The sequence below is a fragment of the Bacillus sp. RCC_6_1 genome, from assembly GCF_041360755.1.
Lineage (GTDB): Bacteria > Bacillota > Bacilli > Bacillales > Bacillaceae_G > Bacillus_A > Bacillus_A cereus.
In genome coordinates, this window is the sequence record NZ_JBFUPV010000001.1 from 138,176 (window position 1) to 165,011 (window position 26,836).

The following is a 26,836-nucleotide window of genomic DNA, read 5'->3' on the forward strand; positions in this document are numbered from 1 at the left end:
AGAATCGGAGTGTGATACTATGGAACGTTTATGGATCCCAATGATTGTAACATTTTTTTCGTTCGGTGGATTACTATTAGGCGGTGCTGTTGGAGTAGCAACACGCCAACTCATTGAAGAAAAGATGCATCGTTTATACGCATTATGTGGCGGTATTTTGTTTGGGTTATTGTCACTTGAAATTATTCCTGAAACATTTTCAAGCTATGAAATGATTGGACCTATACTTGGTATAGCTATCGGTATTTTAGTTATGGGCTTATTAGATAACTATTGTCACCATCCAATGATACATAAAAAAGATCAACAAGCATGGCAAACCTTTCTTTTTCTCTCTTTCGCTATATTTATTCATAATATACCGAGTGGATTTGCGTTAGGTACAGCTTTTATAAATCATAATGACTCTGCCATTCCCTTTTTAATAGCAATCGTCGTTCACCATATTCCAGAAGGATTAGCTTTAATTATTCCATTTCTTTTTACAAAACATAAATATATTTCCTTTTTATTAACGACTTTATTACTTTCTCTTATTCTCGGTACTGGCACAGTTTTTGGCATTTTGATGGAAGGAAAAGCTCTTCACCTGCAAGGCCTCATTATGGGAAGTGCTATTGGTTCACTTGGATATGTCACAATTCATGAAATGCTTTGGAAAGCTAAGAAACAGCTCTCTTTCCTTACATTTCTAATGTGGGCAACTAGTGGTTTTTTACTAATAACAGTGTTCACTTTATTCGCTGGTCATCTTTAAAGTTGCTAAAGTGAAGCTTTTGTTCCTCCCACACTGATTCTTGGATTACAAATAACTAGATAAATTTCTTACTTGTATATTTTTCCTTTTTATTCAAAACATAATGTTATCTACCTATTATAAGGAGGAACAATTATGTTTGGGAAAACAGCAGGTGAAGCATTAGTTGATTTATTAATTGATTGGGGAGTAGAGCACATATACGGTATGCCTGGAGATTCCATTAATTCTATCATTGAAGCTTTAAGAAAAAAACAAGATAAAATTAAATTCATTCAAGTTCGCCATGAAGAAGCTGGTGCATTAGCAGCGGCTGCCTATGCGAAATTAACAGGAAAACTTGGCGTTTGTATGGCAATTGCAGGACCTGGTGCTATTCATTTATTAAATGGTTTATATGATGCGAAACTCGATAAAGCCCCTGTTCTAGCAATTTCAGGTCAAGTAGAAACCGATTTACTTGGAACGGACTTTTTCCAAGAAGTAAATTTAGAAAGAATGTTTGATGATGTTGCGGTTTATAACCAGCGTATTATGTCAGCAGAGCAACTACCTGCCGTAGTGAATCAAGCAATTCGAATGGCTTATACGAAAAAAGGTGTATCCGTTCTTACTATTCCAGATGATGTCCCGAAATTTGAAGTGAAAAATGGTGCCCGTGTTACAAATACTTCTTTTACTTTGCCTGAGTTGTTTCCACAAAAAGAAGATTTAGATGCAGCGAAACTCGCAATAAATGAAGCGAAAAAGCCTGTGATTTTAGCTGGAAAAGGAACAAAACATGCGAGAGAATCTTTACTTGCATTGGCAGAACAAATTGGTGCTCCAATCGTACTTACATTACCAGCTAAAGGAATTATTCCTGATGAACACCCTCTTTGTATTGGTGGATTGGGATTAATTGGAACGAAACCTTCTTATGAAGCAATGAAGCATGCAGATACTTTAATTATGGTCGGTACTTCTTATCCGTTCACCGGCTTCTTACCTGAAAAAGCAAAAACAATTCATATCGATACAGATCCTGCCCAAATTGGGAAACGTTATGCGACAGATATTGGTTTAACTGGTGATGCTGATAAAACATTACGATGGTTAATTGAAAATGTTGAAGAACACACAGATCATTCCTTCTTAGAACAGCACCAAGAAATGATGAAAAAGTGGGAAGATAAATTACACGATCAAGAAGAAGACTCTTCCATTCCAATTAAACCACAACGCGTTATGCATGCTCTGCAGCAAGTAGCACATGATGACGCAATTCTATCAGTCGATGTTGGAAATGTAACAGTATGGACCGCAAGACACTTCCGTATGACCAACCAGCAATTTGTCATTTCTAGCTGGCTCGCAACACTTGGTTGCGGTTTACCTGGTGCTCTTGCTGGAAAAATTGCATTCCCGGATAAACAAGTATTTGCAGTTTGTGGTGATGGCGGATTTGGAATGACGATGAATGACTTCGTAACAGCTGTAAAATATAAATTACCAATCGTTGTCGTCGTATTAAACAATAATAAAATTGCGATGATTAAATTCGAGCAAGAAGTCATGGGTAATATCGAATTCGAAACAGATTTAACGAACCCTGATTTTGCAAAATATGCAGAGGCGTGTGGAGGTATTGGATACCGTGTTGAGAATTTAGATGAACTCCTTCCCGCTTTCGAAAATGCAGTAAAACAAAATAAACCGTGTATTATTGATGTAGTTGTAGATGCTAACGAAGCACCAATGCCAGCAAAAATCACATTTGGTCAAGCCGCTGGTTATACGAAGCATATGATAAAAGAATTATTTGAAGAAGGTAAGATTGATTTACCTCCACTTTAAACGAAAAAAGATAGCTGAAAACAATTTGTCTTCAGCTATCTTTTTTTATTTTTGTATCTCTTTATAAAAAGAAAAGTCATTCATAGTTGGTTGTACTTAAGACTCTTATTTTTTATCAAGAGTCTTTTTATTTAATTTCGCTTCAGTTAATACTATGTAATACTATGCATCTAAAAATCTTTATACATCTCGCTAACTATTTCAATTCTCTAAAGTTCGGATATACTTTATTTTATGAATGTATCGCACATCCACTTATAGAATTTTTCTTTCTCTTCAAATTGTGGATAATGAGCTGATTTCTCAAAAGTAATAAATTGTTTTTGATCTGCTTCTATCTTATCAAAATATGTTTTTGCTGCATGGAATGAAGTGTTATAGTCATATTTCCCCATAAGGCAATAAAACGGTAGCTTCATTTCAATCACCTTAGTAGGCAATGGATTTTTTTAATCCTTTTCTAATAAGACAGTTTGAGAATGTGATAATCCAACGTTATAACGAATTACGTCTAACAAGTTATATTCATTACAGAAAGATTTGAAAACATCTCGCATACACATTTTTATAAAAACACATAGAAAAGAGCCCTTGCTTTCAACACAAGGACTCTTTTCATAAACTATTTAGCTACCTCTTCTTTCGGCATTACCATACCTTTATAAAGTTGAACAGTTATCCAGTAATACATGAAATAAATGACTAAGAAGATTCCTATTGGCACCCATACTTTTACAAACGGGTCAACTAATATAAAGCTGAATAAGTTAAGCCCTACTAATACGTGGGAAATGCCAATGATCGCTGGGAAGATAAATAAATATGAAATTTCTTTATATATACTTTTCGTTAACATACTGCGTCTCACACCAATTTTTCGTAACATTTCATAACGGCGTACGTCGCGAGAAGCACCTGTTAATATTTTGAACATAAGGGAACTTGCCATCATTGCTAAAAACGCAATTCCGAGGAAAAATCCCATAAACATTGTTCCGCTCATGAAGCTGTTCATAAACTGATAAATTGTCATTTTCGTAAATAAGTCTACCTTTTCACCTGTTGCTTTTTCAATTTGTGCTTTTTGTCTCTTGTCTATTTCGATCAATAACGGTTTATATTTTTTCATATCATCTACTTTTGCTAATGTTACAGTATGTTCTGTTCCTTGAATCCCTTTATAATGCTCTTCGTCTGCAATTCTTACTGGTTTTCCGCTAAATTGATTATGCGTAATTTGTATCTCTCTTACAACTGCGTCTTCCCAATCCTTTGGCATATGAGGGAATTTTGCTAATTCAGGAGCCTCTAAAGCTGAATATACAGGTTCAGTTAAAGGTTCAGTCACACGTTTGCGAACAGGCTCTTTTAAAGTTTTTGTATCAAAATGGTCTGAAACAAGTGGCGGTTTCGCAGTTAAGTCGTTACGTAAATAATAAACCGCTTCTCCATCTACTTTATATTTGTACTTGCTTTCTTCAATAATTTCCATTTCTTTTAAGGCAGCTTTGTCTTGATCATTCGGATCATGAATTACAACATCATATACACGAGAAAAGTCTGTCATAATACCTACATTTTTTTGGAACGCCATACCTGCCGTCATCGCACCTGCGCCTAATGCAATTAACATTGCTACAGTACCTAATACTCTCGATAAACTATTTACTCGAAAGCGCAGCTGTGCATATGTAAAACTATTTAGACCAGTTTCATTTCGTTTTTTATTCCCCTTAATTTTCATCACAAAAAACGGGAGTAATGAACTAAAGATAAAATATGTTCCAAGTGTTGTAACGATGGTTGCTATAATAAAACCTAATTCAGCATAAATTTTTACATTGATCATAAAATAGTACCCTGTACTTACTAGTAATACACCAAGTACTGTCATTATTATAATGCGAGTTTTACTTTTCTTCACTTCATCTAGTGTTTCATCTTCACGAATTAACTCTAATTCAGTTTTACGTAATAATCGGACACTGTTCATTAAGCCAGTAATGAAAAATAGTATTAAGAAGAAAATAGCTGTGACTAAAATTGCTGGTGTGTATACAGATGCGTAACTACCTTTTGCTGAAATTTCCATTCCATTCATTAAAAAGTTCCCTGCTACACTTGCAAGTAACATCCCTACTAAAATACCGATAATAATACTGACAATACCCATACCGAATGTTTCAATAAATAATAACTGTGCTACTTTTTTCTTTTTCGCACCAAGCATCATGTACATACCGAGTTCTTTTCTTCTTAACGTGAGCAAGAAAGAGTTGGCATATATAATATAAAATACAGTAATGAAGGATAATAGTATTGCACCTACCCAGAAGACGAGCCTTATACTACTAATTAGACTATTATCTTTTGTAAATTCACTATTCATCGCCATCGTTTGGAACATGTAGAAAATACTAATACTAATAACGAGGCCAATAAGTAAAACCATATAATCTTTTAACATCTTTTTCATACTATGACGTGATAATTTAAATAACATAGTTTCACCCCCTACTTAGACTCAGCAGCTGAGCCCATATGAGCGAGCACACCTAAAATGTCTTGATAGAAATTCTCTCGAGTACCTTGACGGTTTAATTCTTTATAAAGAAGACCATCTTGAATAAATAAAATACGCTCACAATAACTTGCACTAAATGCATCGTGTGTAACCATCAAAATACTTACATTGTGATTTTCATGTAAATCTTGCATCGCTTCTAATAAACTTTTTGCGTTTTTACTATCAAGCGCACCTGTCGGTTCATCTGCTAATACAATTGCTGGATTATGTACTAAAGCTCTTGCCGCCGCTGTTCTTTGCTTTTGTCCTCCAGAAACAGCCGTCGGATATTTTGTTAAAATTTCGGTGATGCCTAATTTCTTCGCAACGTCATTTACCTTTCCAGTAATCTCACTTGACGGTACGCCTTGCAAAGAAAGTGGTAAAGCTATATTTTCATAAATTGATAAGTTTTCTAGAAGATTAAAATCTTGAAAAATGAAACCTAATTTTTGAGAGCGAAAATCAGATAACGCATTGCCCTTAATAGAAGTAATATTTGTACCAGCTATCGTCACACTACCACCTGTCGCTTGGTCAAGTGTACTTATCACATTAAGTAAAGTCGTTTTTCCAGACCCAGAAGGTCCCATGATCCCGACAAATTCTCCTTCTTTAATACTTAACGATACACCCCTTAATGCTTTTGACTGATTCTCATTTCTTTTCCCATACGTTTTTTCTACACTTTCTACAGTAACTACATTTGTTGACATCTCTTTCACTCCATCCCTTTTGTATAAAATTAATTTCTCACATATTTCTTATTATTTTGTCATGTGAATTCTTAAGAATTTTTTAATTATTCATTCAAGAAGAGTTACACCTGTAACATGAACCTTTTTCCTACTTCATATTCTCATTTTTCTACAACTCGTTCCCTCGATTTCGCTTACATTTACCTTACATTTTTGTAAGATAAAAAAGAAAACACACTAATTGCTAATAGTGTGTTTTCTTTACAATCAATATTTTCTATTCTTTATTTCCTCTTCAATAGTTGCCACAAATACGTCTAGCGCAATAACTTCTGACTTCTCTTCCCCATATTTACGTACATTTACAGCTCCGTTTTCCATTTCCTTATCACCAATAACAAGAACATACGGTACTTTTTGCATTTGTGCTTCTCTTATTTTATATCCTAATTTTTCATCTCGTGCATCTTGTTCAACACGAACTCCAGCTTGTGCTAATTTATGTGCAATCTCATTGGCATATTGTTCATGTACTGCATTTGAAACTGGAATTACTTTCACTTGAACTGGTGCCACCCATGCCGGGAACGCACCTCCAAAGTGCTCAATTAATATTGCTAAGAAGCGATCTAATGACCCTAAAACTGCCCTGTGAATAACAACTGGTCTTTTCTTTTCATTATTTTCATCTATATAATTTAAATCAAATTTCTCTGGCATTTGGAAATCAAGCTGGATTGTTCCGCACTGGTGGCTTCTATTTAAAGCATCTTTAATATGAAAATCAATTTTCGGCCCGTAAAATGCACCGTCACCTTCATTTAGTCTATATTTATAATTTAGCGATTGTAATACATTTTCTAATGCCGCTTCTGCTTGCTCCCATAATTTATCATCACCCATTGAATCTTCTGGACGAGTAGAAAGCTCTACTTCATATTCGAATCCAAAAGTTTTATATACGTAATCAATTTGCGCCATTACTGATTTAATTTCATCTTCAATTTGTTTTGGAGTTACAAATAAATGTGCATCATCTTGGCAGAAAGTACGTACTCTTAATAATCCGTTTAACGCACCACTAAATTCATGACGATGTACTTGACCAAATTCACACATACGAATCGGTAATTCACGATAAGAATGCAATTTATTTTTAAACATAAGCATGTGCCCTGGGCAGTTCATCGGTTTTAATGCAAAACTTTTATTATCTACTTCAGAGAAATACATATTATCTTTATAATGTCCCCAGTGCCCTGATCTCTCCCATACTTCTTGGTTCATCATGAACGGAGTGCGTACTTCTTGATACTTATACTCTTTTTGAATTTCTCTTAAAAATGCTTCCAATTCGTTACGAATCATTTGTCCTTTCGGTAAATAAAACGGCATTCCCGGAGCCTCTTCAGAAAACATAAATAACTCAAGCTCACTGCCTAACTTACGATGATTTCTTTTTGCTGCTTCTTCAACGAAATGTAAATACTCTTCTAATTCTTTTTGAGAAGAGAATGCAACACCATATATGCGCTGAAGCACTTGGTTATTACTATCACCTCGCCAATATGCACCGGAAACGTGAGTTAATTGAAATGCTTTCAAATAACCTGTAGATGGCAAATGTGGTCCTCTACATAAATCTACAAATTCACCTTGTTTATATAGTGTTACACTTTCCCCACTAGGAATTGCTTCTAAAAGTTCTAATTTCAAGCGGTCGTTCATTTCTTGAAACAGTTTAGCTGCTTCTTCTCGAGAAACCTCAACTCGTTCTATCTTTATATTTTCATTTATGATCTTTTTCATTTCTTTTTCGATTTTTCGTAAATCTTCTATGTTTACACTACTTGGAAGATCCATATCATAATAAAATCCATTTTCAATAACAGGTCCTACTCCAAGATTTATATCACCATACAATCTTTTTACAGCTTGCGCTAAAATATGTGCCGCGGAGTGTCTTGCAATTTCTACCCCTTCATTTGAATCTATAGTAATGATTTCCACTTCCGCATTTTCTTCAATATTTCGGCGTAAATCATATAATCCATCATTTACTTTCCCCGCGACTGCTTTCTTTTTCAAACTACTGCTAATGGATCCAGCAATTTCTTCTAAAGTAACTCCATTTACAAATTCTTTAACGCTACCATCTGGAAATTTAATTTCAATCATTTGTTCTTTCATTTTTCATCTCTCCATTTCATAATAAAAAGCACACTCATCCCTAAAATAGGGACGAGCGTGCTTTTACCCGTGGTTCCACCCAGATTCCCATTGTAAATATACAATGGCTTCATTTACGGTAACGTCGTTTACACGGCACTAGATACTTCATTTCCCTAGTGCAGCTCTAAGGTGGTAAGTTATTTTTCTGCGTTAGGAAGTTCTCAGCTTTCCTTCCTTCTCTGTATAACCGGGTAAAATAACTCGTGTCCTTTTCTTCGCTTATTATGAAATTGAATGCAAAAAAGCATATTCATCCCTAAATATAGGGACGAATATGCTTATATCCGTGGTTCCACCCAGATTCCCATCACAAAAAACATAATGGCTTCTTTTGCGATAACGTCGCATACACGGCACTAGATACTTCATTTCCCTAGTGCAGCTCTAAGGTGGTAAGTTATTTTTCTGCGTTAGGAAGTTCTCAGCTTTCCTTCCTTCTCTGTATAACCGGGTAAAATAACTCGTGTCCTTTTCTTTGCTTTTTGTAAAACATCCATTTATTGTTATTTAATATATCTTATTCATTTTATTTTTGCAAGTGTTTAAAAAAATTATTTATTTAATTTAAAAAAGTGAAACCAATTTTTTTTGGTTTCACTTCACAATTTTACCAATCTTGTGGTTCGTAATTTAAGTCTGCAAATAGACGTCTTTTCTCTTTCTTCGTTAAATCTCTCCACTGCCCAACTGGTAAATTATTCAATTCAATATTCATAATTCTCGTACGTTTTAACGTGTATACTTGATAACCTAAAGCTTCACACATACGGCGAATTTGACGATTTAGCCCTTGTGTTAAAATAATTTGGAACTCATATTTTGATAACTGTGTAATCTCACAAGGAAGCGTTTTTGTTCCTAAAATTTTAACACCCGCTGCCATTTTCTCTAAGAAATCAGGTGTAATTGGCTTATCTACTGAAACGATATATTCTTTCTCATGTTTGTTTTCAGCACGTAAAATCTCATTAACAATATCGCCATCATTCGTTAACAAAATTAAACCGTCAGAGTCTTTATCAAGACGTCCAATGTGACTAATTCGTAAAGGATGATTCACTAAATCAATAATATTACCTTTTACTGATTTTTCACTCGTACATGTAATACCTACTGGTTTATTTAAAGCGATATATACGTGATCTCGAGCAATTCGAAGCTGCTCTCCATTTACTCGTACATCATCACCTGGGTTCACTTGGTCACCAATTTTTGCAACCTTACCGTTAATAATTACTCTTCTCTCATTAATTAGTTTATCCGCTCCACGTCGAGACGCTTTTCCAGCTTCACTAATAAATTTATTGATACGCAAATTAGGCACATCCTTTTCTAAAAAAATTTCAAGCTCACACTGCTTCTACCGTACAATACAAAAGGGTAAGCCTCCTATTATAACTTAAATATATTAACATGAAAGGGTATATAACGTCTTCTATTAATTACTTGTTTATAAGAAAATATCTTTATTATACATTCATTTATGCACTTTTTCAGCGTTTAATATACAAGCCATTCTTCCTTACATACAGCTTGTTTTCCTTTTATCTCTTCTATCTCTTCATGAATATTAGCTAATTTATATAAACCTGGGAAAATCTCTTCCACATAATGTTGATGCGTCTTTTCATCTTTCCAATACGTTAACACTATGTAACGATTTTTATTTTTTAAAGACTTCCCAACTACTCCACCTAACATTCCTTTTGCTTTTTCCATTCCTTTATTCCAAATTGTTTCTTGCTTATGTAAAAAATGATTTTCCTTTTCCATCTTTACATCACATATAGCAACTCTTACGAATGATCCTTCTGTAACAACGTCTTTCAAATGCGTATCAGTTATATCATACAACGTTTGAAATAATTCAATTTCACATGAAAGAAACGTATCCTCTTGATTACTATTTAAATAAATTGTATCGTGAGCACCATTCATAAATGATTGATATGCACTTCTATCTTCCCATAAAGTAAATACACATGCCTCATCTTCATACCATCCACCAAATTGTCCATGAAACCCATCTAGGTGCCGTATATCACGCCATTTTCCTTGCGCATTTGAAAACAATTCCTTTTTCTCTTCTTCCACCTTACAGTAGATTGTTTTTAGTAGCATTTTTAATTCCCCCTTTAGCATATAATTTATCTTCTTCTCACAATAATTAGTTCACATAATATTTTTATAATCACCCTAATACTCTTTATAGACATATAGAACTAATCATATTTATCACTACATCTATCAAAACATCTATCGAATTTAATTTCAAATGATTCAGAATAAAAAAAGATGTAACTCTTAATGAATTACATCTTTAGCTAATCTCCCTTATTCATCTTTTTCTCAAATAAATAATACGTAATGTCTCCTGGATAATGTACTACTGTTACCTTCCGCTCCCCTTTTTTAAAACTAACAGTATGCCCGTTTTCCCCTAAGTTCTCCCATCCACTCGCCTTTGTAATCGGCATTACACTTATATATTGATAGTCCTCTTCCTTATCATCGTTAATATGAATTGCTGACATTGGTACTGGAAAACCTTTAATTTTAGATTCTTTATTCATAAATATGAATGCAATTACACCAACTAATAACATAGCCATTGAAATACTTGAAACTAGTTTTCTTCTATTCATTTTCACTAAAAACCCTCTTTTCTCACATATAACTTTCATCATTTTACTAACTTTAATTATTTATGTATAGAGAAGAAATAATTTTAATTATTTCTAACCTATTTTCTCTACTTAAAACAACATTATTATTATATATTATAATTATAAGTTTTTAAATTTTGGAGGCGTTACATATTGCAGAAATTACTTTTTACTAAATGGACAGTTGTTATTTCTATTTTCATCATTTTTGGTACAATTTTCTACGTTACTAATGTTAAAAATAACCACGAAAAAGCAACTGTAGAAACAGCGGAGACAAAAACTTTCAAAACTAAATTACAACCTAAAATTAATGAATTGACTACTCATTATAATGACATCATCGAAAAAGATTGGTTACCTGCCTGGGAAGAGATTAACACGAATGGAGATTCAGTAGATCGAAATAAACTATTAGTTACAATGAGTGCTGTTTCCAAGCAGTACGAAACAATTATGAACGAAATAGACACGCTTAAAATTGAAGAAAACATAACAGATATAGATATACAAAAACAACTACTTCAGTTCACAACTCAGTTTAAATCCGCATCAAATTTCATGAAAAATGCAGCAAATTTAATTATAGACGGAGCAAATAACTCTACTCCAACCGATGAAACTATTGAAAAAACAAAACAAGCTTTAGGACTTGCGGATCAACATATTGTCATCGCTTTATCTACTTTAAATGAAGTTGAAGATAAATTAGGACTTACAAAAAAATAAAACTATTTACTATTTTAAAATAAAAAATGATTGCAATTCACAATTTGTATGTCTATAATGTTTTTATTGATTTACAATCAATGTGTTTATAAATTTTATAATTCGGATGAACCATTCAGGAGAAGGTCTATTGATCTACCGACGGGGCAAAAAGTTGTTATACCAGCTTTGAAACTCTCAGGTCTTGGTTACAAGTAGAACTGCATGGGGACGAATCTCTGGAGAGACTCCCTCTCGCTTTCATAGAGCGCGGAGGAAAACGAGCACCGAAGGAGCAAATCCGCTACTACAGCGGATAATCTCTCAGGTAAAAGGACAGAGACAAGCGAAAGAAAAAGCCGATTGTATCGGTTTATTTTTCTATCCCTTGTTTCTCCAGAGACCATTTCATTTACTTGAAGTGGTTTTTATTTTTTCTAAAAAAGGAGAATAAAGATGGAGACAGTAAGTAAAGTATTAGAACAACTGAATCAATACGTGTGGGGATTACCAACTTTGTTGCTACTCGTTGGAACAGGTATCATTCTCACAGTGCGTTTAAAAGGTTTACAGTTTAGTAAACTATTATACGCTCACAAACTAGCATTTAAAAAATCAGAAGATACCTCTTCTTCTGGAGATATTAGTCACTTCCAAGCACTTATGACAGCTATGGCCGCAACGATTGGTATGGGAAATATAGCCGGTGTTGCAACAGCTGTTACAATTGGTGGTCCTGGTGCAATATTTTGGATGTGGATTACCGCTTTATTCGGTATGGCAACAAAGTATGCCGAGGCAATACTTGCAGTGAAATACCGTGTTAGTAATGAAAATGGTGAATATTCAGGTGGACCAATGTATTATTTAGAGCGTGGTTTAGGTAAGAAATGGCTGGCAGTATTATTCGCTATATTCGGCACAACTGCTTCTTTCGGTATTGGTAATATGGTGCAATCTAACTCAGTTGCAGAGGCAATGCGAATTAATTTCTCTTTCCCTCCTGCTTTAACTGGTATAGTAATGTCATTTTTAATCGCAATTGTTATTTTAGGCGGTGTAAAAAAAATTGGGAAAGTGACGGGATATGTCGTTCCTATTAAAGCTTTCTTTTATATAATTGCTGGTCTTATAATTATTTTCTATCACTACGACCAAATTCCAGAAGCATTTTCACTTATTTTTTCTGGTGCATTTAATGGTACAGCAGCTGCTGGTGGTTTTATTGGGGCAACAGTTGCATCAGCTATCCAAATCGGAATGGCGCGTGGTGTATTTGCGAACGAAGCTGGTTTAGGAAGTGCACCTATTGCCGCCGCGGCGGCAAAAACTGATTCGCCTGCAAAGCAAGCTTTAGTTTCAATGACTGGTACTTTTCTAGATACGTTTATTGTATGTACAATTACAGGACTAGTATTAATTACTACAGGTGCTTGGAAATCTGGTAAAACTGGCGTTGAAGCTACAACACTTGCATTCCAATCTGTATTTGGTACTGCTGGTAGTATGATTCTCGGTATCGCAATTATTTTATTTGCCTACTCTACTATTTTAGGCTGGTCGTATTATGGAGAAAAATGTGTAGCTTATTTATTCGGAGAAAGTGCAGTTAAATATTATAAAGCAATCTTTATTGTTATGATTGCAATTGGTGCTAATTTAAAGCTAGGAATCGTATGGACATTTGCTGATATTGCAAATGGACTTATGGCAATTCCAAACTTGATTGGTCTAATTGGATTAAGTAGTATTGTTGTTGCTGAAACGAATCGCTTTTTACAAGCAGAGAAATTGAAAGAAAATAATAAAAAACAGGCAAGTTAATCTATGAAAAAAGGAATGACTCATACATGATGAGCGTTCCTTTTTTCATCCCCTCTTTTACTTAATTACTATCATTAAAAATATATTTATATCAATATTTACTCCTTTTTATTCCTTCAAAAGTTTTTCACATAAATGTCATAAATCGTATGGTCTAACTATATAGTTGAAAAGGAATGCGACATTAAGGTGTCACTGAAAAACTCATCCAAGAAAAGGGAGGAAAAATCTTTTGAAAAACAAAATCATCGTTTTCCTATCTGTTTTGTCATTTATTATTGGTGGTTTCTTCTTTAACACGAATACTTCAAGCGCTGAAGCATCATCTACTGATTATGTTCCTAACCAATTAATCGTTAAGTTCAAACAAAATGCATCTTTAAGTAATGTGCAATCTTTTCATAAATCTGTCGGAGCTAATGTCTTATCTAAAGATGATAAGTTAGGTTTTGAAGTCGTACAATTTTCAAAAGGTACTGTAAAAGAAAAAATAAAGAGCTATAAAAATAATCCAGATGTGGAATATGCAGAACCGAATTATTACGTTCACGCCTTTTGGACTCCAAACGACCCATATTTTAATAATCAATACGGGTTACAAAAGATTCAAGCTCCACAAGCTTGGGATAGCCAACGAAGTGATCCTGGTGTAAAAGTAGCTATTATTGATACAGGAGTTCAAGGCTCACACCCTGATCTGGCTTCGAAAGTAATTTATGGGCATGATTATGTTGATAACGACAATACATCTGATGATGGTAATGGTCATGGTACACATTGCGCTGGAATTACTGGAGCACTTACGAATAACAGCGTCGGAATTGCTGGTGTTGCCCCACAAACTTCAATTTATGCTGTCCGCGTATTAGATAATCAAGGAAGTGGTACTCTTGATGCTGTAGCGCAAGGTATTCGAGAAGCTGCTGATTCGGGTGCAAAAGTAATTAGTTTAAGTTTAGGAGCTCCAAATGGTGGTACTGCATTACAACAAGCCGTTCAATATGCATGGAATAAAGGGTCTGTTATAGTTGCAGCTGCTGGAAATGCTGGAAATACAAAAGCTAATTACCCTGCTTATTACAGCGAAGTAATTGCAGTTGCTTCTACAGATCAATCAGATAGAAAATCTTCATTCTCTACTTATGGTAGCTGGGTAGATGTTGCAGCACCAGGTTCAAATATATATTCAACATATAAAGGAAGCACGTATCAATCATTAAGTGGTACATCTATGGCAACACCTCATGTTGCAGGAGTCGCAGCTCTTTTAGCAAATCAAGGATATAGCAATACACAAATCCGCCAAATTATTGAGTCTACTACTGATAAAATTAGTGGTACAGGTACGTACTGGAAAAACGGTAGAGTCAATGCATATAAGGCTGTACAATACGCTAAGCAATTACAAGAAAATAAAGCTTCTTAAGAAAACTTTAATCAGTCGATCTACCATGAATGCAGAATAAAATAGAAGGAGAGACTTCTATAATTAAAGCCTCTCCTTCTTACAAACTATATTACTCTCCCTGCTTTTTAACCATATGTAAATACAGTACAAAATCCATCATTGTCGATGAATGACCAAGTTGACGAATCATCGCTGTTATATTTCCTCTATGATATGTACCATGATTTACGACATGTTGCACTAATTCTAAAATCGAAGTTTCTAATTTCCCTACGTATGGATTCTCAATAACAAATACAGCATTCACATCTTGTATTGTAATTAAAAACTCTTTATATTGATTTGCCATGTTTTCAAACATTTTTTCTAATTCATGTAACGATTTAGTTTCAATTTGTTTTCGTAAATCTTCTCGGTCTTGTATTGCTTCATTCATACTTTTACCATGCAATATATGTAACCACACTTGATCTGTAATATAAATATGCACAAAAGTATCCTTAATGGATGGGAATACACTCTGTATCTGCTCATTAAAAATTGTCTCATAGTTTGGTAACTCTTTTAATCGATTGAATAATCTAGTATTAGCCCAAGCATGATAATCACACTGTTTTAATATATAATCTTTCAATTTATATTACCTCCTTATTGTATGAAACGAATGGTTTGTTTCTTCATTTCTGATTCTCTATCAGCCTTTGCAATCCCTTTTTCTTTCATTTCATGCTTATTTATCGTTTTATATTTTACATACGTATAAAATTCTGTTTGAAATGGAAATGGTGTAATCCGAATTGTTTCCTCGTCCACCCATTCAGCTTGAATAAGTTTCTCCTCTTTACTATTAAACATTTCTGTTCCTTCAAAACCATCTTTAAATAAGTCAATTTCATCTTTCTTTTTGACACCAGGCTTATTCATACATACGTATAAAGAAAGTTCATCACAAAACTTTAATAATCTATAATGCTTATCGAACATCGCAAACTGTTTCTTTGTTAACGTTTTCAAAATTCTTTTTTGTCGTTCTAATTCATGTTTATAAAATGACATCATCTCTTCATCTTCCTCGTTTAGTGGAAATGATAAAAAATGTTTACTACAAAGCAATGCCCCGTATGGATTAGAATTTTCAATTTCATTCAATCCAATCGTATAAAAAACAAAACGTAATGGGCTTGGACAATCCATAAATGTATATGGAATATTTTTAGCATCATTCAAAATTGGTACTTTATCAAGCTCTATCCATCCTCTGTCATGCTCATATATTGCATCAACTGTTTCTTTTAAATATGTTTTATCTTCAAAAAAGTCTTCTTTTATATGCTTTGCAATCTCTCCAGCCAAAAAACCATGATCATGTTGACGAATTAAAATACTTTCCTTCTCATTTTTTTCACGAAAAATCATTCGTATACTCCCCCTCATCCTCATATTAAAGCTTTTTATATGCATCGATTCTTAATTAATCCCTAAATAATAGAAGGGATTCAGTCTCTTGCAACGAAATTAACATAATTATATAGTATTCTTTCTAATCATAGTGATAGCTTTATCTTTACTATCTATTATACTAAAACATTCATTCCAAAAATTTTTTTATGAGGTGAAAACATGAACAAAACAGAATTAATTAAAAACGTAGCTCAATCAGCTGATATTTCTCAAAAGGACGCTTCTGCAGCTGTACAATCCGTATTTGACACAATTGCTAATGCATTACAATCTGGAGATAAAGTTCAACTAATCGGGTTTGGAACTTTTGAAGTACGCGAAAGATCTGCTCGTACAGGACGTAATCCGCAAACTGGCGAAGAAATTCAAATCGCCGCTGGTAAAGTTCCTGCATTTAAAGCAGGTAAAGAATTAAAAGAAGCTGTTAAATAAAAACAAGAAACCAGCCATTTTATAGGCTGGTTTCTTGTTTTTATTTAAGCAATTGCTTTATATTCTCTGCATGATACACTTCACAAATATAAAATACACATTTGCAGTTACTTACAATTTGATACTTTCTAGTTGGATACACATTCGCTGTAACAGAACATCCATCAAACAATTCAATAATATTTCCAGATGGCTGATATCCTTCATATAATACGTTTCTTCTTACTTCCATCTTTTCTATAAGCTTTTCAACAGGAATATTTCCACTCTCTAATTCACTCTTTATTGCGTCCGGTAAAAACGAAGTGTCTGCAAAAATTAGATTTTCAGATAACACCTTTCCTTTATAACTAACATTAGATACACGGTAAAGAAATGTTCCATCTTTATCAAAGAAATTCTTTGCTTCTTTCGGAATGTACTGTCTACCAAGTGCCTCTTGTTCAAGAACATCAAACTGAACTGTATCATTTAAAAGCTTTTCTAAAGCATGAATGGATGATGTATCTCCAGAAAATAAAATATTTTTAATTGCTTGTACGTTATAAGTGAATTCATTCTTTCTATTTTCCGCTACTAACATGAGGAACACCTCTTCTATAATTTTTTTATTTAAGATTTAAAAGTGCTGCCGCGTCTAATTGCGTAATTTCAGTCACTTCCTTACTGAATATTGCAACAGAGGCCCTATAATCTAAACTAGGCCTTACATCTTCCATCATTGTATTACTTGCTAACTCTTGTCTATCCTTAAAAACCAACAAGTTTGGAGGATCATTTGGAGCTGATACTGTAATATGTACTGGCGGAATCATTAGTCCTTCACCTGTCGCTTTCAGCACCGCTTCTTTTCGAGTCCAATATGTTAAAAAACCTTCTATTTTCTGTTTATTTGGCAGTTTCATAACTTGCGCTATTTCAATGTCTGTTAATACACCTTCTGCCATTTTCATAACATCTACATTTGGATTCATTTGTTCTACATCTATGCCAACAGGTGCAGATTTTGTAAAAGCAACGACAACCCACTCACCTGAATGTGAAACGGATAATTGCGGCATACCTTCTGGTAATTGTGGTCTTCCATGCTGCAATTTACATACTGAGCACATTCGATCAATTGGTACTTGGACTGGTGACATAGAAAGTATCTTACCGAGAACTAATCTACTTATTACGCAACCTATTATAAAACGAGCTCGATCTGCCGAATGGTGATACGAATTTGCTTTCTCTCGCTCTATATCATTTAGTAAATTGTAATGCCATGATTGTAAATCTGAAATTCTTGCCCACCATATTTGACAATCATTCTCATTCAAAGTTGGAATAGAATCTACAACTTTACTTTCTATCATGTAAACTCTCCTTTATTCAACGAATATCAATTTTCATAAGAAAGCATGCGTATATTGTTATTCATTGACAAGTACTTTCTCTTTTTCTGATACAGATAATGTTTTTTCTTTCTTCTTTGACATTACCTCTTTATCGGAAATACGTAAAGAAAATAGTAGTGCTATGAGCAAAAATATTGCTGACCCAATTAATGCTGCTTGATATGGTAAAAAATCGGATTGAACGTTATTACCTCCAAAACCAGCTAGTATACTAGCTAAAACCGCTACTCCTATTGCTGAACCTAGTCGATTTTGCACATTGAATATAGTAGTCGCTCTCCCCATAGAAGGCGGCGTGATATTGTTAAAGGCAGAAAATTGAACCGCACCGACAGATTGGCCTAAGAAAATACCGATACCAAACAATAATGCCCGGATTTGCCACGGATTCGTATCGTGATTTACAAAACTCAATAAAACAAATATAACCGCCGTACATATTAATCCAATAGAAATTACCTTTCGAGCTCCTAATTTCTTATATGACCATGGCACAATTTGTGAAGAAATCATTAATCCAATCGCCTCTGGAAATGTCGTAAGTCCTGATTCCAGTGCGGAAACTCCTATCACATTTTGATACATAAGAGGAAAAACAAATAACATTCCTAATAAACCAGCTGATGAAAATAATGATATAATGCTCATCTTTCTAAAGACTGGTTCTTTTAATAAGCGTAAATCTAACATCGGTTGCTTTACTTTCAGTTCTACAATTATAAACAATGTAATGAATACAACCCCAGCTATCCCAGTACTCATAATTTCTGGAGAAATCCACCCTTTTGATGGTCCCTGGCTGAGTGCATATATGAGCATCGCAAATCCTGGTGCTGATAAAATAAAGCCGAGCGAATCAAAGCGACCAGCTGATTTTTCAACATGTTCTGCTAAAAATAGAAGTCCAAATAGCAATGCAACGATTCCAAACGGTAGATTAATATAAAATGCCCAACGCCAAGACATTTGATCTACAAAGAAACCACCGATGATAGGACCAATTGCTGGTGCTACAGCAATTGGAAGTATAATGAACCGGGAAATCTTCGGTCTTTCCTCGGGTGAAAATGTTCGAAATAACATCGCCATTCCAACCGGTGTTAAAAGCCCTCCGCCAGCACCTTGAATAATACGGAAAATATTCAATGAAGTAATATCGTTAGCCATTCCGCATAAAGCAGATGCAATTGTAAATACGAAAAGAGCAATTAAAAATACTCTTTTCGTACCAAAACGATCTCCTAACCAACCAGAAATCGGAAGGAAAACAGCTAAACTAACTAAATACCCAACATTCACCGTCCCCATTGCAGATGCAGGTACTTGTAGTTCTCTACTTATCGTTTGCAGTGCTACATTTACAATCGTTGCGTCCATCGCAGCCATAAACATCGCAGTTATATAAACGATACTTACAACTACTTTTGGATTTAGTTTTTCTTTCATTATCGTTTTCCTACTAATGTTTTTTCGCGAACTTGATTACCTTGTGGATTCAAATCTTTCCAGTTATATTCAACATATTCTAAGCAGCTCTGCCTACTAGCTTCTTCATATACGACATTCCAGCCAATAGGTACATCGAGAAAAGCAGGCCAGAGAGAATACTGGCCCTCCTCATTTATTAATACTTTATATGTGTAATTATCATTTTCAAATGGATTCGTCATACTCTACTTACCCCTTTCTTATTCTGCAAATATTTCGCTAATACTTGCCCAATTTCCGTAAGTGGACCTGGCTGACATAGATCTTTATGTCTACAATCAATATCGTGCTGCACAATTTGCCCGTCTAAATAATTTAGCCACGTATTTGGAGAAATAGGATCAAACCAGTCTGGTATAACAGTAGATCTAAAGAATAAGATATCTCCGTTATAAACTTTCGGTACATATTTCCCTAACAACCCTACTGAATTTACATATGTTTCTTTCAAGTTCAATATAGTCTTTTCTTCAAGACTTGCTAATGCACTTCCATCTTTACGAAGGATTTCAACTGCACTTTCCATTGTAAGTGGTTTACCATCCATGTTATCTGGGTCATATCCGCCTAAAGCAAGTAATGCAATTAACGCTTCCTCTTCAGTAGGCGCTTCCGTATTTGGTAAGAAGTGTCCAGGATAAGAATCAAGCATAACGAGTAATTCTACTTCTTCCCCTTCATTTTGTAGTTGCGCCGCCATTGCATGCACAACATTTCCTCCAAGCGACCAACCTAATAAACGATATGGTCCATAAGGCTGTACTTCACGAACATGTTTCAAGTAATCCGCCGCCATCTCCTCTAAACTTTTTGGAAGTTCTTCATTTTTAGCAATACCACGTGCTTGTACACCATAGATTGGATAATCTTTTCCTAAAGATTTCATAAGTCCTGCATAGCACCAACTTAATCCACCTGCTGGATGTACACAAAATAGTGGTAATTGATCCCCGCTTGCTCGTAATGGAAGCAACACATCAAGTGCACTTTGACCATTCCCCATCTCAAGTCTTTCAGCTAACCCTGCAACAGTCGGTGCTGCAAATAAAGTGCCAATGTTTAGTTCCACTCCAAGCGCCTCTTTCATGCGGCTCATAAGCTGCACTGCAAGGAGTGAATGGCCACCAAGATCAAAGAATCCGTCATCAATTCCAATTTGAGGTACACTTAGCACTTCTGTAAACAAGTCGCATAACATTTCTTCTTGCGGTGTTCTTGGACCACGACTAGAAGATGATGCGATAAATTCTGGAGCTGGCAATGCCTTTCTATCTAATTTACCGTTTGGAGTTAAAGGTAACTCATTTACTACTACAAAAGCGTATGGAACCATATAATCTGGTAAACTACCACTAGCAAACTGACGCATTTCATTCGTATCAATCGCTTCATTATTTGATGCAACGATATAAGAAACTAACCGTTTATCCCCTGGTTGATCTTCACGTACAATAACGGCTACTTGCTCAACTTTAGGGTGCTTCATTATGACTGCTTCTATTTCTCCTAATTCAATTCGGAACCCACGAATTTTGATTTGATGATCTGCACGTCCTATATAATCTAGCATCCCATCATTACGCCAGCGAGCTAAGTCTCCTGTACGATACATTCTTGTACCTGGCTTGCCAAATGGATCTGCGATAAAGCGTTCAGCCGTTAATCCTGCTCTTCCTAAATATCCACGCGCAAGTCCTGCACCTGCAACATACATTTCTCCAACTACTCCAGGTGGGACTGGTTGTAAATAGTTGTCTAACACATACACTTTAAGGTCAGGTATACTGCACCCAATTAAACTATTTGCCCGTAAAGAGACGATAGTTTCATCTAATTCAATATAACTAACATGTACTGTCGTCTCTGTAATACCATACATATTAATAAGCTTTGGTACGTTATGAGGATGTCGACTATACCAATCTTCTAAGCGACTTAGCTCAAGTGCTTCTCCTCCAAAAACAACATATCGTAAAGATAATTTTTGGCCAATCTCTTCATTTTCACGATCTGCTTGCATCAATTGGTAGAACGCTGATGGAGTTTGGTTTAAAACCGTAACCTTTTCTTTAACAAGAAGCTGTAAAAATTCTTTCGGCGAGCGACTTACAGTATGTGGAACTACAACTAAACGCCCTCCGTATAATAAAGGTCCCCAAATTTCCCAAACCGAGAAATCAAAAGCATATGAATGGAACATCGTCCAAACATCGTTTCCGTCAAACTGGAACCAATGATCAGTTGCTCCTAAAAGTCTCACTACATTTTGATGAGGTATCATAACGCCTTTCGGTCTGCCCGTTGACCCTGACGTATAAATAACGTAAGCAATATGTGATGGAGATAATGGCTTAATTCGTTCCACTTCATCAATATTGTCTTCACTATATTTCTCAACCTCTGCTATTACTTTTACATTATCAACTAAAACTTTTATTGCCTCATTACATTCAATTTCCACTTCTGAATTCGTTAAAACACATGATGGTTTCGCATCGTGTAGCATAAATGAAATACGGTCTGCTGGGTAATCTGGATCTAACGGAAGGTATCCAGCACCAGCTTTAAGAACAGCTAATAAGCTTACAACCATGTTTAATGATCTTGGCATCGCTAAAGCAACGAGTTGATCAGGACCAATCCCTTTTGCTATTAGGAATCGAGCTATTTTATTTGCTTTTCTATTTAACTCTTCATAAGTTAATTTCTTATCTTCAAAGACAACAGCAATAGAATTTGGATTTATATGAACCTGCTTTTCAAACAATTGTGGCAATGTCATTTCTGGTGCAATTTGAAAACCACCATTCCACTTTTCTAACACTGTATTTTTCTCTGCTACAGCTAATATTTCTAATCTGCCAATTGATTGCTCCGGATTTGTAGCTGCATCATCTAATAACAAAATGAATCGTTCTATTAGTTTTTGAACCGTTTCACGTTTATATAAATCGGTACTAAACTCTAGTAATCCATGTAAACCGTTCGGAGTACCATCACCCCCGTTACTCTCACTAATTTCAAATGTTAAATCAAATTTTGCAGAACCGACGCTTTGAATTTCAAGGCTCGCTTCTAAATCTGGTACATAAAACGTTGCTTCTGGTGTATTTTGAAAAGCTAACATAACTTGAAACAACGGGTGGCTGTTTCGAGTACGTACTGGATTTAATACTTCAACAAGCCTTTCAAATGGAACATCTTGATTTTCATAAGCTGCAAGGTTTACCTGCTTCACTCTATTTAATAATTCTTTAAAACTTGGATCTCCTGAAGTATTTGTACGTAACACTAATGTATTTACAAATAAACCAACAATATCTGAAAGTACATCATCATTTCTTCCAGCAATCGGACTTCCAATTGGTATATCAGTGCCTGCACCTAATCTTGTAAATAGTGCACTAAGCCCTGCTTGCAATACCATAAACAAACTAACTCCATTTTTACGTGCAAGCTCTACTAACCTACTATGCATACCTTCATCTATATGAAAATGAATTGTTTCCCCGCGGTAACTCGTCTCAATTGGACGCTGGAAATCTGTAGGTAACTCCATTTGGTCTGGTAAACCTTTAAGTTCTTCTTTCCAAAAATCTAATTGTGTTGAAATAAGACTCTCTGGTGTCGTTTCATCACCTAGCAATTGCTGTTGCCAAAGTGCATAATCTGCGTATTGAACTGGAAGTGACTCCAGCTGAACTCTGTCACCTTGACATCGCGCTTTATACGCCGCTGTAAAATCTCTCGTTAACGGCTGTAATGACCAGCCATCACCTACAATATGATGTAATAGAATTAATAATACATGTTCGTTTTCACTCACTGTAAAAAGTTGCAAACGAACTGCCGGCTCAAAATCGAGGTTAAAGCTATATCTTACCGCCTCTGAAAGTACACTTTCTAATTCATCTTTACATGTATTAGTTATAACCATTTCTAAATTTAAGTTTTCCATATCTAAAATTTTCTGATAGGAACTACCTAATACGTTAGGGAAAATTGTTCTAAGTGTTTCATGTTTCTCAACTACATCATAAAAAGCACCTTGTAATGCTTCCCGATTCAATATTCCATTCATACGAATGACTAGCGGAATATTATAAGTAGGACTTGGACCTTCTAAACAATTTAAGAACCATAACCTGCGCTGTGCAAATGAAAGTGGAACTTCATTTGGCCTACTTGCTTTCTGAATAGCTGGTCTTGCGCTTTTTGCATGGTTTAATTGTTTCGCCAGTTCGGCAACAGTTGGTGATTCAAATAGTTTCCCAATTCCTAATTCCACACTTAACGTTTCACGAATTCTTGCCATTAAACGAGATGCAAGAAGTGAATGTCCACCCATTTCAAAGAAATTATCATCAATGCTAATTCGAGAAACACCAAGTACTTCTGCAAATAAATCACATAATATTTCTTCTTTCGGATTTCTAGCAACCCTCTCATTGTCCATTCCATTAAAATCAGGAGCAGGTAATTTCTTTCTATCCACCTTACCATTTGGCGTTAATGGTAATTCTTCTAGCACAACAAATGCTGATGGTATCATATAATTCGCTAAACTTTCTGAAACATAAGAACGAATTTCTGAAAGATTAATCGGTTCCTTTTCTTCTGCAACGATATACGCAATGATGCGCTTATCATTTGGACGATCTTCTCGTACCATTACTATCGCTTGTTGAATATTTTTATGTCGTTGTAATACCGTTTCAATTTCAGCTAATTCAATTCGGAATCCACGAATTTTAATTTGATGATCTGCGCGACTAATGTACTCTAACGCACCATCACTACGCCATTTCACGAGATCTCCTGTACGGTACATGCGCTTCCCTGATTCTCCATAAGGATTTGCAATAAACCGTTCAGCTGTTAACTCCGGTTTTCCTAAATATCCGCTTGCAAGTCCCTCCCCTGCAATATATAATTCCCCAATAACTCCAGGTGGAACTGGTTGTAACCCTGCATCCAATACATACACTTCTGTATTGCAAATTGGCTTTCCAATAGGAGGTATACCCTTTTCACCTTCATCAATGTTCATGAAAGTAGACCAAATCGTCGTTTCAGTTGGTCCATATAAATTAGTTATTGAGCAACCTAATTCTTTTAATTTATTTGCTAAATGCTCTGGAAGAGCTTCACCACCAACAAGTATATTTAGCCCTTGTAGCTTCTCTGGATAATCAGTTACTAACGCCTGCCAAAGCGTCGGTGTAGCCTGCATAATTGTCACTCTTTCTTCTTGTAAAAGTGTCGTTAATGCTGATGGCTCTTGTATGTCTTCTTTTTGCGCAATTGTTAAACTTGCACCACTAATAAGAGGTAAATAAATTTCTAGAGCAGAAATATCAAACGCAAACGTTGTAACTGCTAATAAATGATCATTTTCATTTAATGAAAACTTTTGTTGCATAGCCATTAAAAAGTTACTTAAACCTCTCATAGGAACAATTACACCTTTTGGGTTTCCTGTTGAGCCTGAAGTATATATTGTATAGGCTGGGTTTAAAAGTGATACATCATTCTTACATGCTATATTCATACGAGAATATGTATGTAACGCTAGTTTCGTTTCTTCTTCATCTAATACAATTTTTTTCATATCATTTTCTATAACTAACTTAGATGAAACAGATGAATGTGTTATGATACAAACTGGTTTTGCATCATTTACTATATAATTAATTCTTTCTGCTGGGTATTCTGGATCTATTGGTAAATACGCTGCACCAGCCTTTAAGACTGCTAGCATACTAACTACCATTTCTATTGATCTAGGGAATACTAAAGCTACAAACTGGTTTGGTCGTATTCCTTCTTCTACTAAATAATGTGCTAGTTCATTCGCTCGTTCATTTAGCTCTTTATACGTAAGGTTTACACCGTCACAAGTAATGGCTAGTTTATTGGGATTTTTTTGCACTTGTTTTTCAAATGATATAGGCAGACTGATTAACTCATCGTCTTCCTTCGTTTCATTCCATTCCAATAAAACTTTATGATTTTCTTCAGGCAGAGTAATGTTTATTTTTCCAATCGACTCGTTTTTCTCATAATTATTTACTACTAATTCAAATAGATTCATAAATCTTTCTTTATGCAATGCTAGCTCCGCGCCATTATATACTTCAGGATTTGCATCAAAATGAATCATTAGCTCATTTTGATCAAAACGTTTATATACATTTATTGATAAATCATCGACAGGTCCTGCTGATAAATTATGCGTAATACCACGATTTCCAGCAAAATTTAGCCCGTAATCAAAAGGCATAACATTCACTAACGGTCCAAACAACCTTTGATTTTCACCTAGTAACTTTAAGTCTCTTCTTAATTCCTCATGACGGTATTTATAATGGCGACGTACATCTCGGATTTCTTTAGAAACTTGTTGCAATAATTCCGCAAGAGTTATATTTGGAGTTACTGTAATACGAAGTGGAACTAAATTCATTACCATACTTGGTGTATGAATAGATACAGAACCTAAACGTCCCATCATCGGTAAACCTAAAACAATATCATTTTCACCTGTTAATTTATGCATATAAATACTTGTTACAGCGACAATGAATTCCGGCCAACTTGTTAACGAAATATTGATATCTTCTAATAAAGTTTTCGTGCTAGAACTAGATAAATAAGCTGTTTCTCGTGAAAATCCATTTGATGTTCTCGGTGCTCGCTCTGCCAAGCTTACAACTTCTGGTTCATCCGCAAATTTTTCTAACCAAAAAGTACGATCTTCCTGAAATTTTTTAGACTCACGATACTCAATATCTTCTTGCACGACTTTTGTAAGAGAACCAAACGGCTTTTCATTCTTGTTTGTTTCTTCTATAAGTGATGTATACTCATTCGCCACTTTTTGGCTAAGAAGTGAAAATCCATAGCCATCCATCACAATGTGATGGATGCGCTGATACCAAAAGAAACGATTATTTTCAACTTGAATAAGTGCTTCAGTAAATAATGTATCTTTTTTCAAATCGACTGGCATAGATAAATCATTTTTCATCCATACTTTAGCAGCTTCTTCAGGGTTTTCTTCTTTCCGAACGTCAATAAAATGCATATGAAACTGTGATTCTTCAATAACTTGCCATGGGCCAATTTCATCCTCCTCGAAGCGAACATGAAGTGCTTCTGCTTCCATTACAACTTTACGTACAGCTAATTCGAAAATTTCTTGATGAATATTTCCGTTTATTTCTACATATTCCCCAGTATTGTAAATTGGATTAAGCGGATCTAATTGTTGCGCAAACCACATACCAGACTGCGCAGATGATAACGAATGACGAATCTTTTGACTGTTAGGCATTCTTTACTACCCCTTTATTATGTA

Annotated in this window: 19 protein-coding genes, 1 pseudogene, 1 riboswitch and 2 other annotated features; of the genes and pseudogenes, 6 read left to right on the forward strand and 14 right to left on the reverse strand. The window is 35.0% G+C overall.

Annotated elements, in window-relative coordinates:
- The first annotated feature begins 19 nt into the window (after window positions 1-19).
- Both AB6801_RS00635 and AB6801_RS00640 read left to right on the forward strand, forming a co-directional pair.
- On the forward strand, window positions 20-757 hold the full coding sequence (locus AB6801_RS00635) for a ZIP family metal transporter (RefSeq protein WP_000440616.1): 738 nt from the start codon (window positions 20-22) through the stop codon (window positions 755-757).
- Between the two features lie 135 nt (window positions 758-892).
- A complete protein-coding gene (locus AB6801_RS00640; protein WP_370941020.1) occupies window positions 893-2,593 on the forward strand; it encodes a pyruvate oxidase in 1,701 nt (566 codons plus the stop codon).
- Between the two features lie 227 nt (window positions 2,594-2,820).
- Here the strand turns inward: AB6801_RS00640 and AB6801_RS00645 are convergent.
- From AB6801_RS00645 to AB6801_RS00675, 7 genes and pseudogenes are all read right to left on the reverse strand, one after another.
- Window positions 2,821-3,123, reverse strand: a pseudogene (locus AB6801_RS00645) (hypothetical protein); the annotation flags it as partial.
- A 92-nt stretch (window positions 3,124-3,215) separates the two neighbouring features.
- Window positions 3,216-5,096: an FtsX-like permease family protein gene (locus AB6801_RS00650; RefSeq protein ID WP_097999396.1), complete on the reverse strand. Its 1,881-nt coding sequence runs from the start codon at window positions 5,094-5,096 to the stop codon at window positions 3,216-3,218.
- 11 nt (window positions 5,097-5,107) lie between these two features.
- The gene (locus AB6801_RS00655; protein ID WP_370941021.1) at window positions 5,108-5,875 is read right to left on the reverse strand and encodes an ABC transporter ATP-binding protein; all 768 of its coding nucleotides are present in this window, start codon (window positions 5,873-5,875) and stop codon (window positions 5,108-5,110) included.
- A gap of 249 nt (window positions 5,876-6,124) precedes the next feature.
- On the reverse strand, window positions 6,125-8,047 hold the full coding sequence (gene thrS, locus AB6801_RS00660; RefSeq protein ID WP_000663093.1) for a threonine--tRNA ligase: 1,923 nt from the start codon (window positions 8,045-8,047) through the stop codon (window positions 6,125-6,127).
- Between the two features lie 44 nt (window positions 8,048-8,091).
- Window positions 8,092-8,314 (reverse strand) — a binding site (T-box leader).
- 36 nt (window positions 8,315-8,350) lie between these two features.
- Window positions 8,351-8,574 (reverse strand) — a binding site (T-box leader).
- A 122-nt stretch (window positions 8,575-8,696) separates the two neighbouring features.
- A complete protein-coding gene (gene rluF, locus AB6801_RS00665; RefSeq protein WP_001222170.1) occupies window positions 8,697-9,404 on the reverse strand; it encodes a 23S rRNA pseudouridine(2604) synthase RluF in 708 nt (235 codons plus the stop codon).
- Window positions 9,405-9,589: 185 nt separating this feature from the next.
- Window positions 9,590-10,210, reverse strand: a complete 621-nt coding sequence (locus tag AB6801_RS00670) for a YdbC family protein (RefSeq protein WP_000925166.1) — start codon at window positions 10,208-10,210, stop codon at window positions 9,590-9,592.
- Window positions 10,211-10,413: 203 nt separating this feature from the next.
- Entirely contained in the window at window positions 10,414-10,776 is a 363-nt protein-coding gene (locus tag AB6801_RS00675) for a hypothetical protein (protein ID WP_002061304.1), read from the reverse strand.
- A gap of 132 nt (window positions 10,777-10,908) precedes the next feature.
- On the opposite strand from AB6801_RS00675, the gene AB6801_RS00680 reads away from it, so the two are divergent.
- From AB6801_RS00680 to AB6801_RS00690, 3 genes are all read left to right on the forward strand, one after another.
- Entirely contained in the window at window positions 10,909-11,484 is a 576-nt protein-coding gene (locus AB6801_RS00680) for a hypothetical protein (RefSeq protein WP_001170884.1), read from the forward strand.
- Window positions 11,485-11,692: 208 nt separating this feature from the next.
- Window positions 11,693-11,813, forward strand: a riboswitch (glycine riboswitch).
- Between the two features lie 106 nt (window positions 11,814-11,919).
- Window positions 11,920-13,287, forward strand: coding sequence for an alanine/glycine:cation symporter family protein (locus AB6801_RS00685; RefSeq protein ID WP_000451039.1), 1,368 nt, complete (start codon window positions 11,920-11,922; stop codon window positions 13,285-13,287).
- Window positions 13,288-13,519: 232 nt separating this feature from the next.
- The gene (locus AB6801_RS00690; protein ID WP_000790924.1) at window positions 13,520-14,713 is read left to right on the forward strand and encodes a S8 family peptidase; all 1,194 of its coding nucleotides are present in this window, start codon (window positions 13,520-13,522) and stop codon (window positions 14,711-14,713) included.
- Window positions 14,714-14,804: 91 nt separating this feature from the next.
- Here AB6801_RS00690 and AB6801_RS00695 read toward each other — a convergent pair whose 3' ends face one another.
- Complete coding sequence (locus AB6801_RS00695; protein ID WP_000656270.1) at window positions 14,805-15,329, reverse strand: DinB family protein; 525 nt, start codon at window positions 15,327-15,329, stop codon at window positions 14,805-14,807.
- Between the two features lie 14 nt (window positions 15,330-15,343).
- Entirely contained in the window at window positions 15,344-16,111 is a 768-nt protein-coding gene (locus tag AB6801_RS00700; protein ID WP_000577284.1) for a DUF3891 family protein, read from the reverse strand.
- Between the two features lie 204 nt (window positions 16,112-16,315).
- Between AB6801_RS00700 and AB6801_RS00705 the strand changes: the two genes are divergently transcribed.
- Entirely contained in the window at window positions 16,316-16,588 is a 273-nt protein-coding gene (locus tag AB6801_RS00705) for an HU family DNA-binding protein (protein ID WP_001043905.1), read from the forward strand.
- Window positions 16,589-16,628: 40 nt separating this feature from the next.
- On the opposite strand, the gene AB6801_RS00710 is transcribed toward AB6801_RS00705, so the two are convergent.
- From AB6801_RS00710 to AB6801_RS00730, 5 genes are read right to left on the reverse strand one after another with little or no spacing between them, the layout of a single operon-like run.
- Entirely contained in the window at window positions 16,629-17,171 is a 543-nt protein-coding gene (locus AB6801_RS00710) for a hypothetical protein (RefSeq protein WP_000959126.1), read from the reverse strand.
- A gap of 25 nt (window positions 17,172-17,196) precedes the next feature.
- On the reverse strand, window positions 17,197-17,946 hold the full coding sequence (gene sfp, locus AB6801_RS00715) for a 4'-phosphopantetheinyl transferase Sfp (protein ID WP_000572997.1): 750 nt from the start codon (window positions 17,944-17,946) through the stop codon (window positions 17,197-17,199).
- A 57-nt stretch (window positions 17,947-18,003) separates the two neighbouring features.
- Window positions 18,004-19,434, reverse strand: coding sequence for an MDR family MFS transporter (locus AB6801_RS00720; protein WP_000660192.1), 1,431 nt, complete (start codon window positions 19,432-19,434; stop codon window positions 18,004-18,006).
- Window positions 19,434-19,658 carry an MbtH family protein gene (locus tag AB6801_RS00725; protein ID WP_000184059.1) on the reverse strand — a complete coding sequence of 75 codons (225 nt, stop codon included), beginning with the start codon at window positions 19,656-19,658 and terminating at the stop codon, window positions 19,434-19,436. Before AB6801_RS00725 ends, AB6801_RS00720 begins: the two co-directional genes overlap by 1 nt.
- Window positions 19,655-26,812, reverse strand: coding sequence for an amino acid adenylation domain-containing protein (locus AB6801_RS00730; protein WP_097999397.1), 7,158 nt, complete (start codon window positions 26,810-26,812; stop codon window positions 19,655-19,657). Before AB6801_RS00730 ends, AB6801_RS00725 begins: the two co-directional genes overlap by 4 nt.
- Window positions 26,813-26,836 lie beyond the last annotated feature (24 nt).

Coding starts and splice junctions, on each gene's coding strand:
- thrS (WP_000663093.1), bottom strand. CDS start 8,047: ATGAAAGAACAAATGATTGAAATTAAATTTCCAGATGGTAGCGTTAAA.
- AB6801_RS00700 (WP_000577284.1), bottom strand. CDS start 16,111: ATGATTTTTCGTGAAAAAAATGAGAAGGAAAGTATTTTAATTCGTCAA.
- AB6801_RS00705 (WP_001043905.1), top strand. CDS start 16,316: ATGAACAAAACAGAATTAATTAAAAACGTAGCTCAATCAGCTGATATT.
- AB6801_RS00675 (WP_002061304.1), bottom strand. CDS start 10,776: ATGATGAAAGTTATATGTGAGAAAAGAGGGTTTTTAGTGAAAATGAAT.
- AB6801_RS00685 (WP_000451039.1), top strand. CDS start 11,920: ATGGAGACAGTAAGTAAAGTATTAGAACAACTGAATCAATACGTGTGG.
- AB6801_RS00720 (WP_000660192.1), bottom strand. CDS start 19,434: ATGAAAGAAAAACTAAATCCAAAAGTAGTTGTAAGTATCGTTTATATA.
- AB6801_RS00725 (WP_000184059.1), bottom strand. CDS start 19,658: ATGACGAATCCATTTGAAAATGATAATTACACATATAAAGTATTAATA.
- sfp (WP_000572997.1), bottom strand. CDS start 17,946: ATGATAGAAAGTAAAGTTGTAGATTCTATTCCAACTTTGAATGAGAAT.
- AB6801_RS00730 (WP_097999397.1), bottom strand. CDS start 26,812: ATGCCTAACAGTCAAAAGATTCGTCATTCGTTATCATCTGCGCAGTCT.
- AB6801_RS00650 (WP_097999396.1), bottom strand. CDS start 5,096: ATGTTATTTAAATTATCACGTCATAGTATGAAAAAGATGTTAAAAGAT.
- AB6801_RS00655 (WP_370941021.1), bottom strand. CDS start 5,875: ATGTCAACAAATGTAGTTACTGTAGAAAGTGTAGAAAAAACGTATGGG.
- AB6801_RS00635 (WP_000440616.1), top strand. CDS start 20: ATGGAACGTTTATGGATCCCAATGATTGTAACATTTTTTTCGTTCGGT.
- AB6801_RS00670 (WP_000925166.1), bottom strand. CDS start 10,210: ATGCTACTAAAAACAATCTACTGTAAGGTGGAAGAAGAGAAAAAGGAA.
- AB6801_RS00640 (WP_370941020.1), top strand. CDS start 893: ATGTTTGGGAAAACAGCAGGTGAAGCATTAGTTGATTTATTAATTGAT.
- AB6801_RS00710 (WP_000959126.1), bottom strand. CDS start 17,171: ATGTTAGTAGCGGAAAATAGAAAGAATGAATTCACTTATAACGTACAA.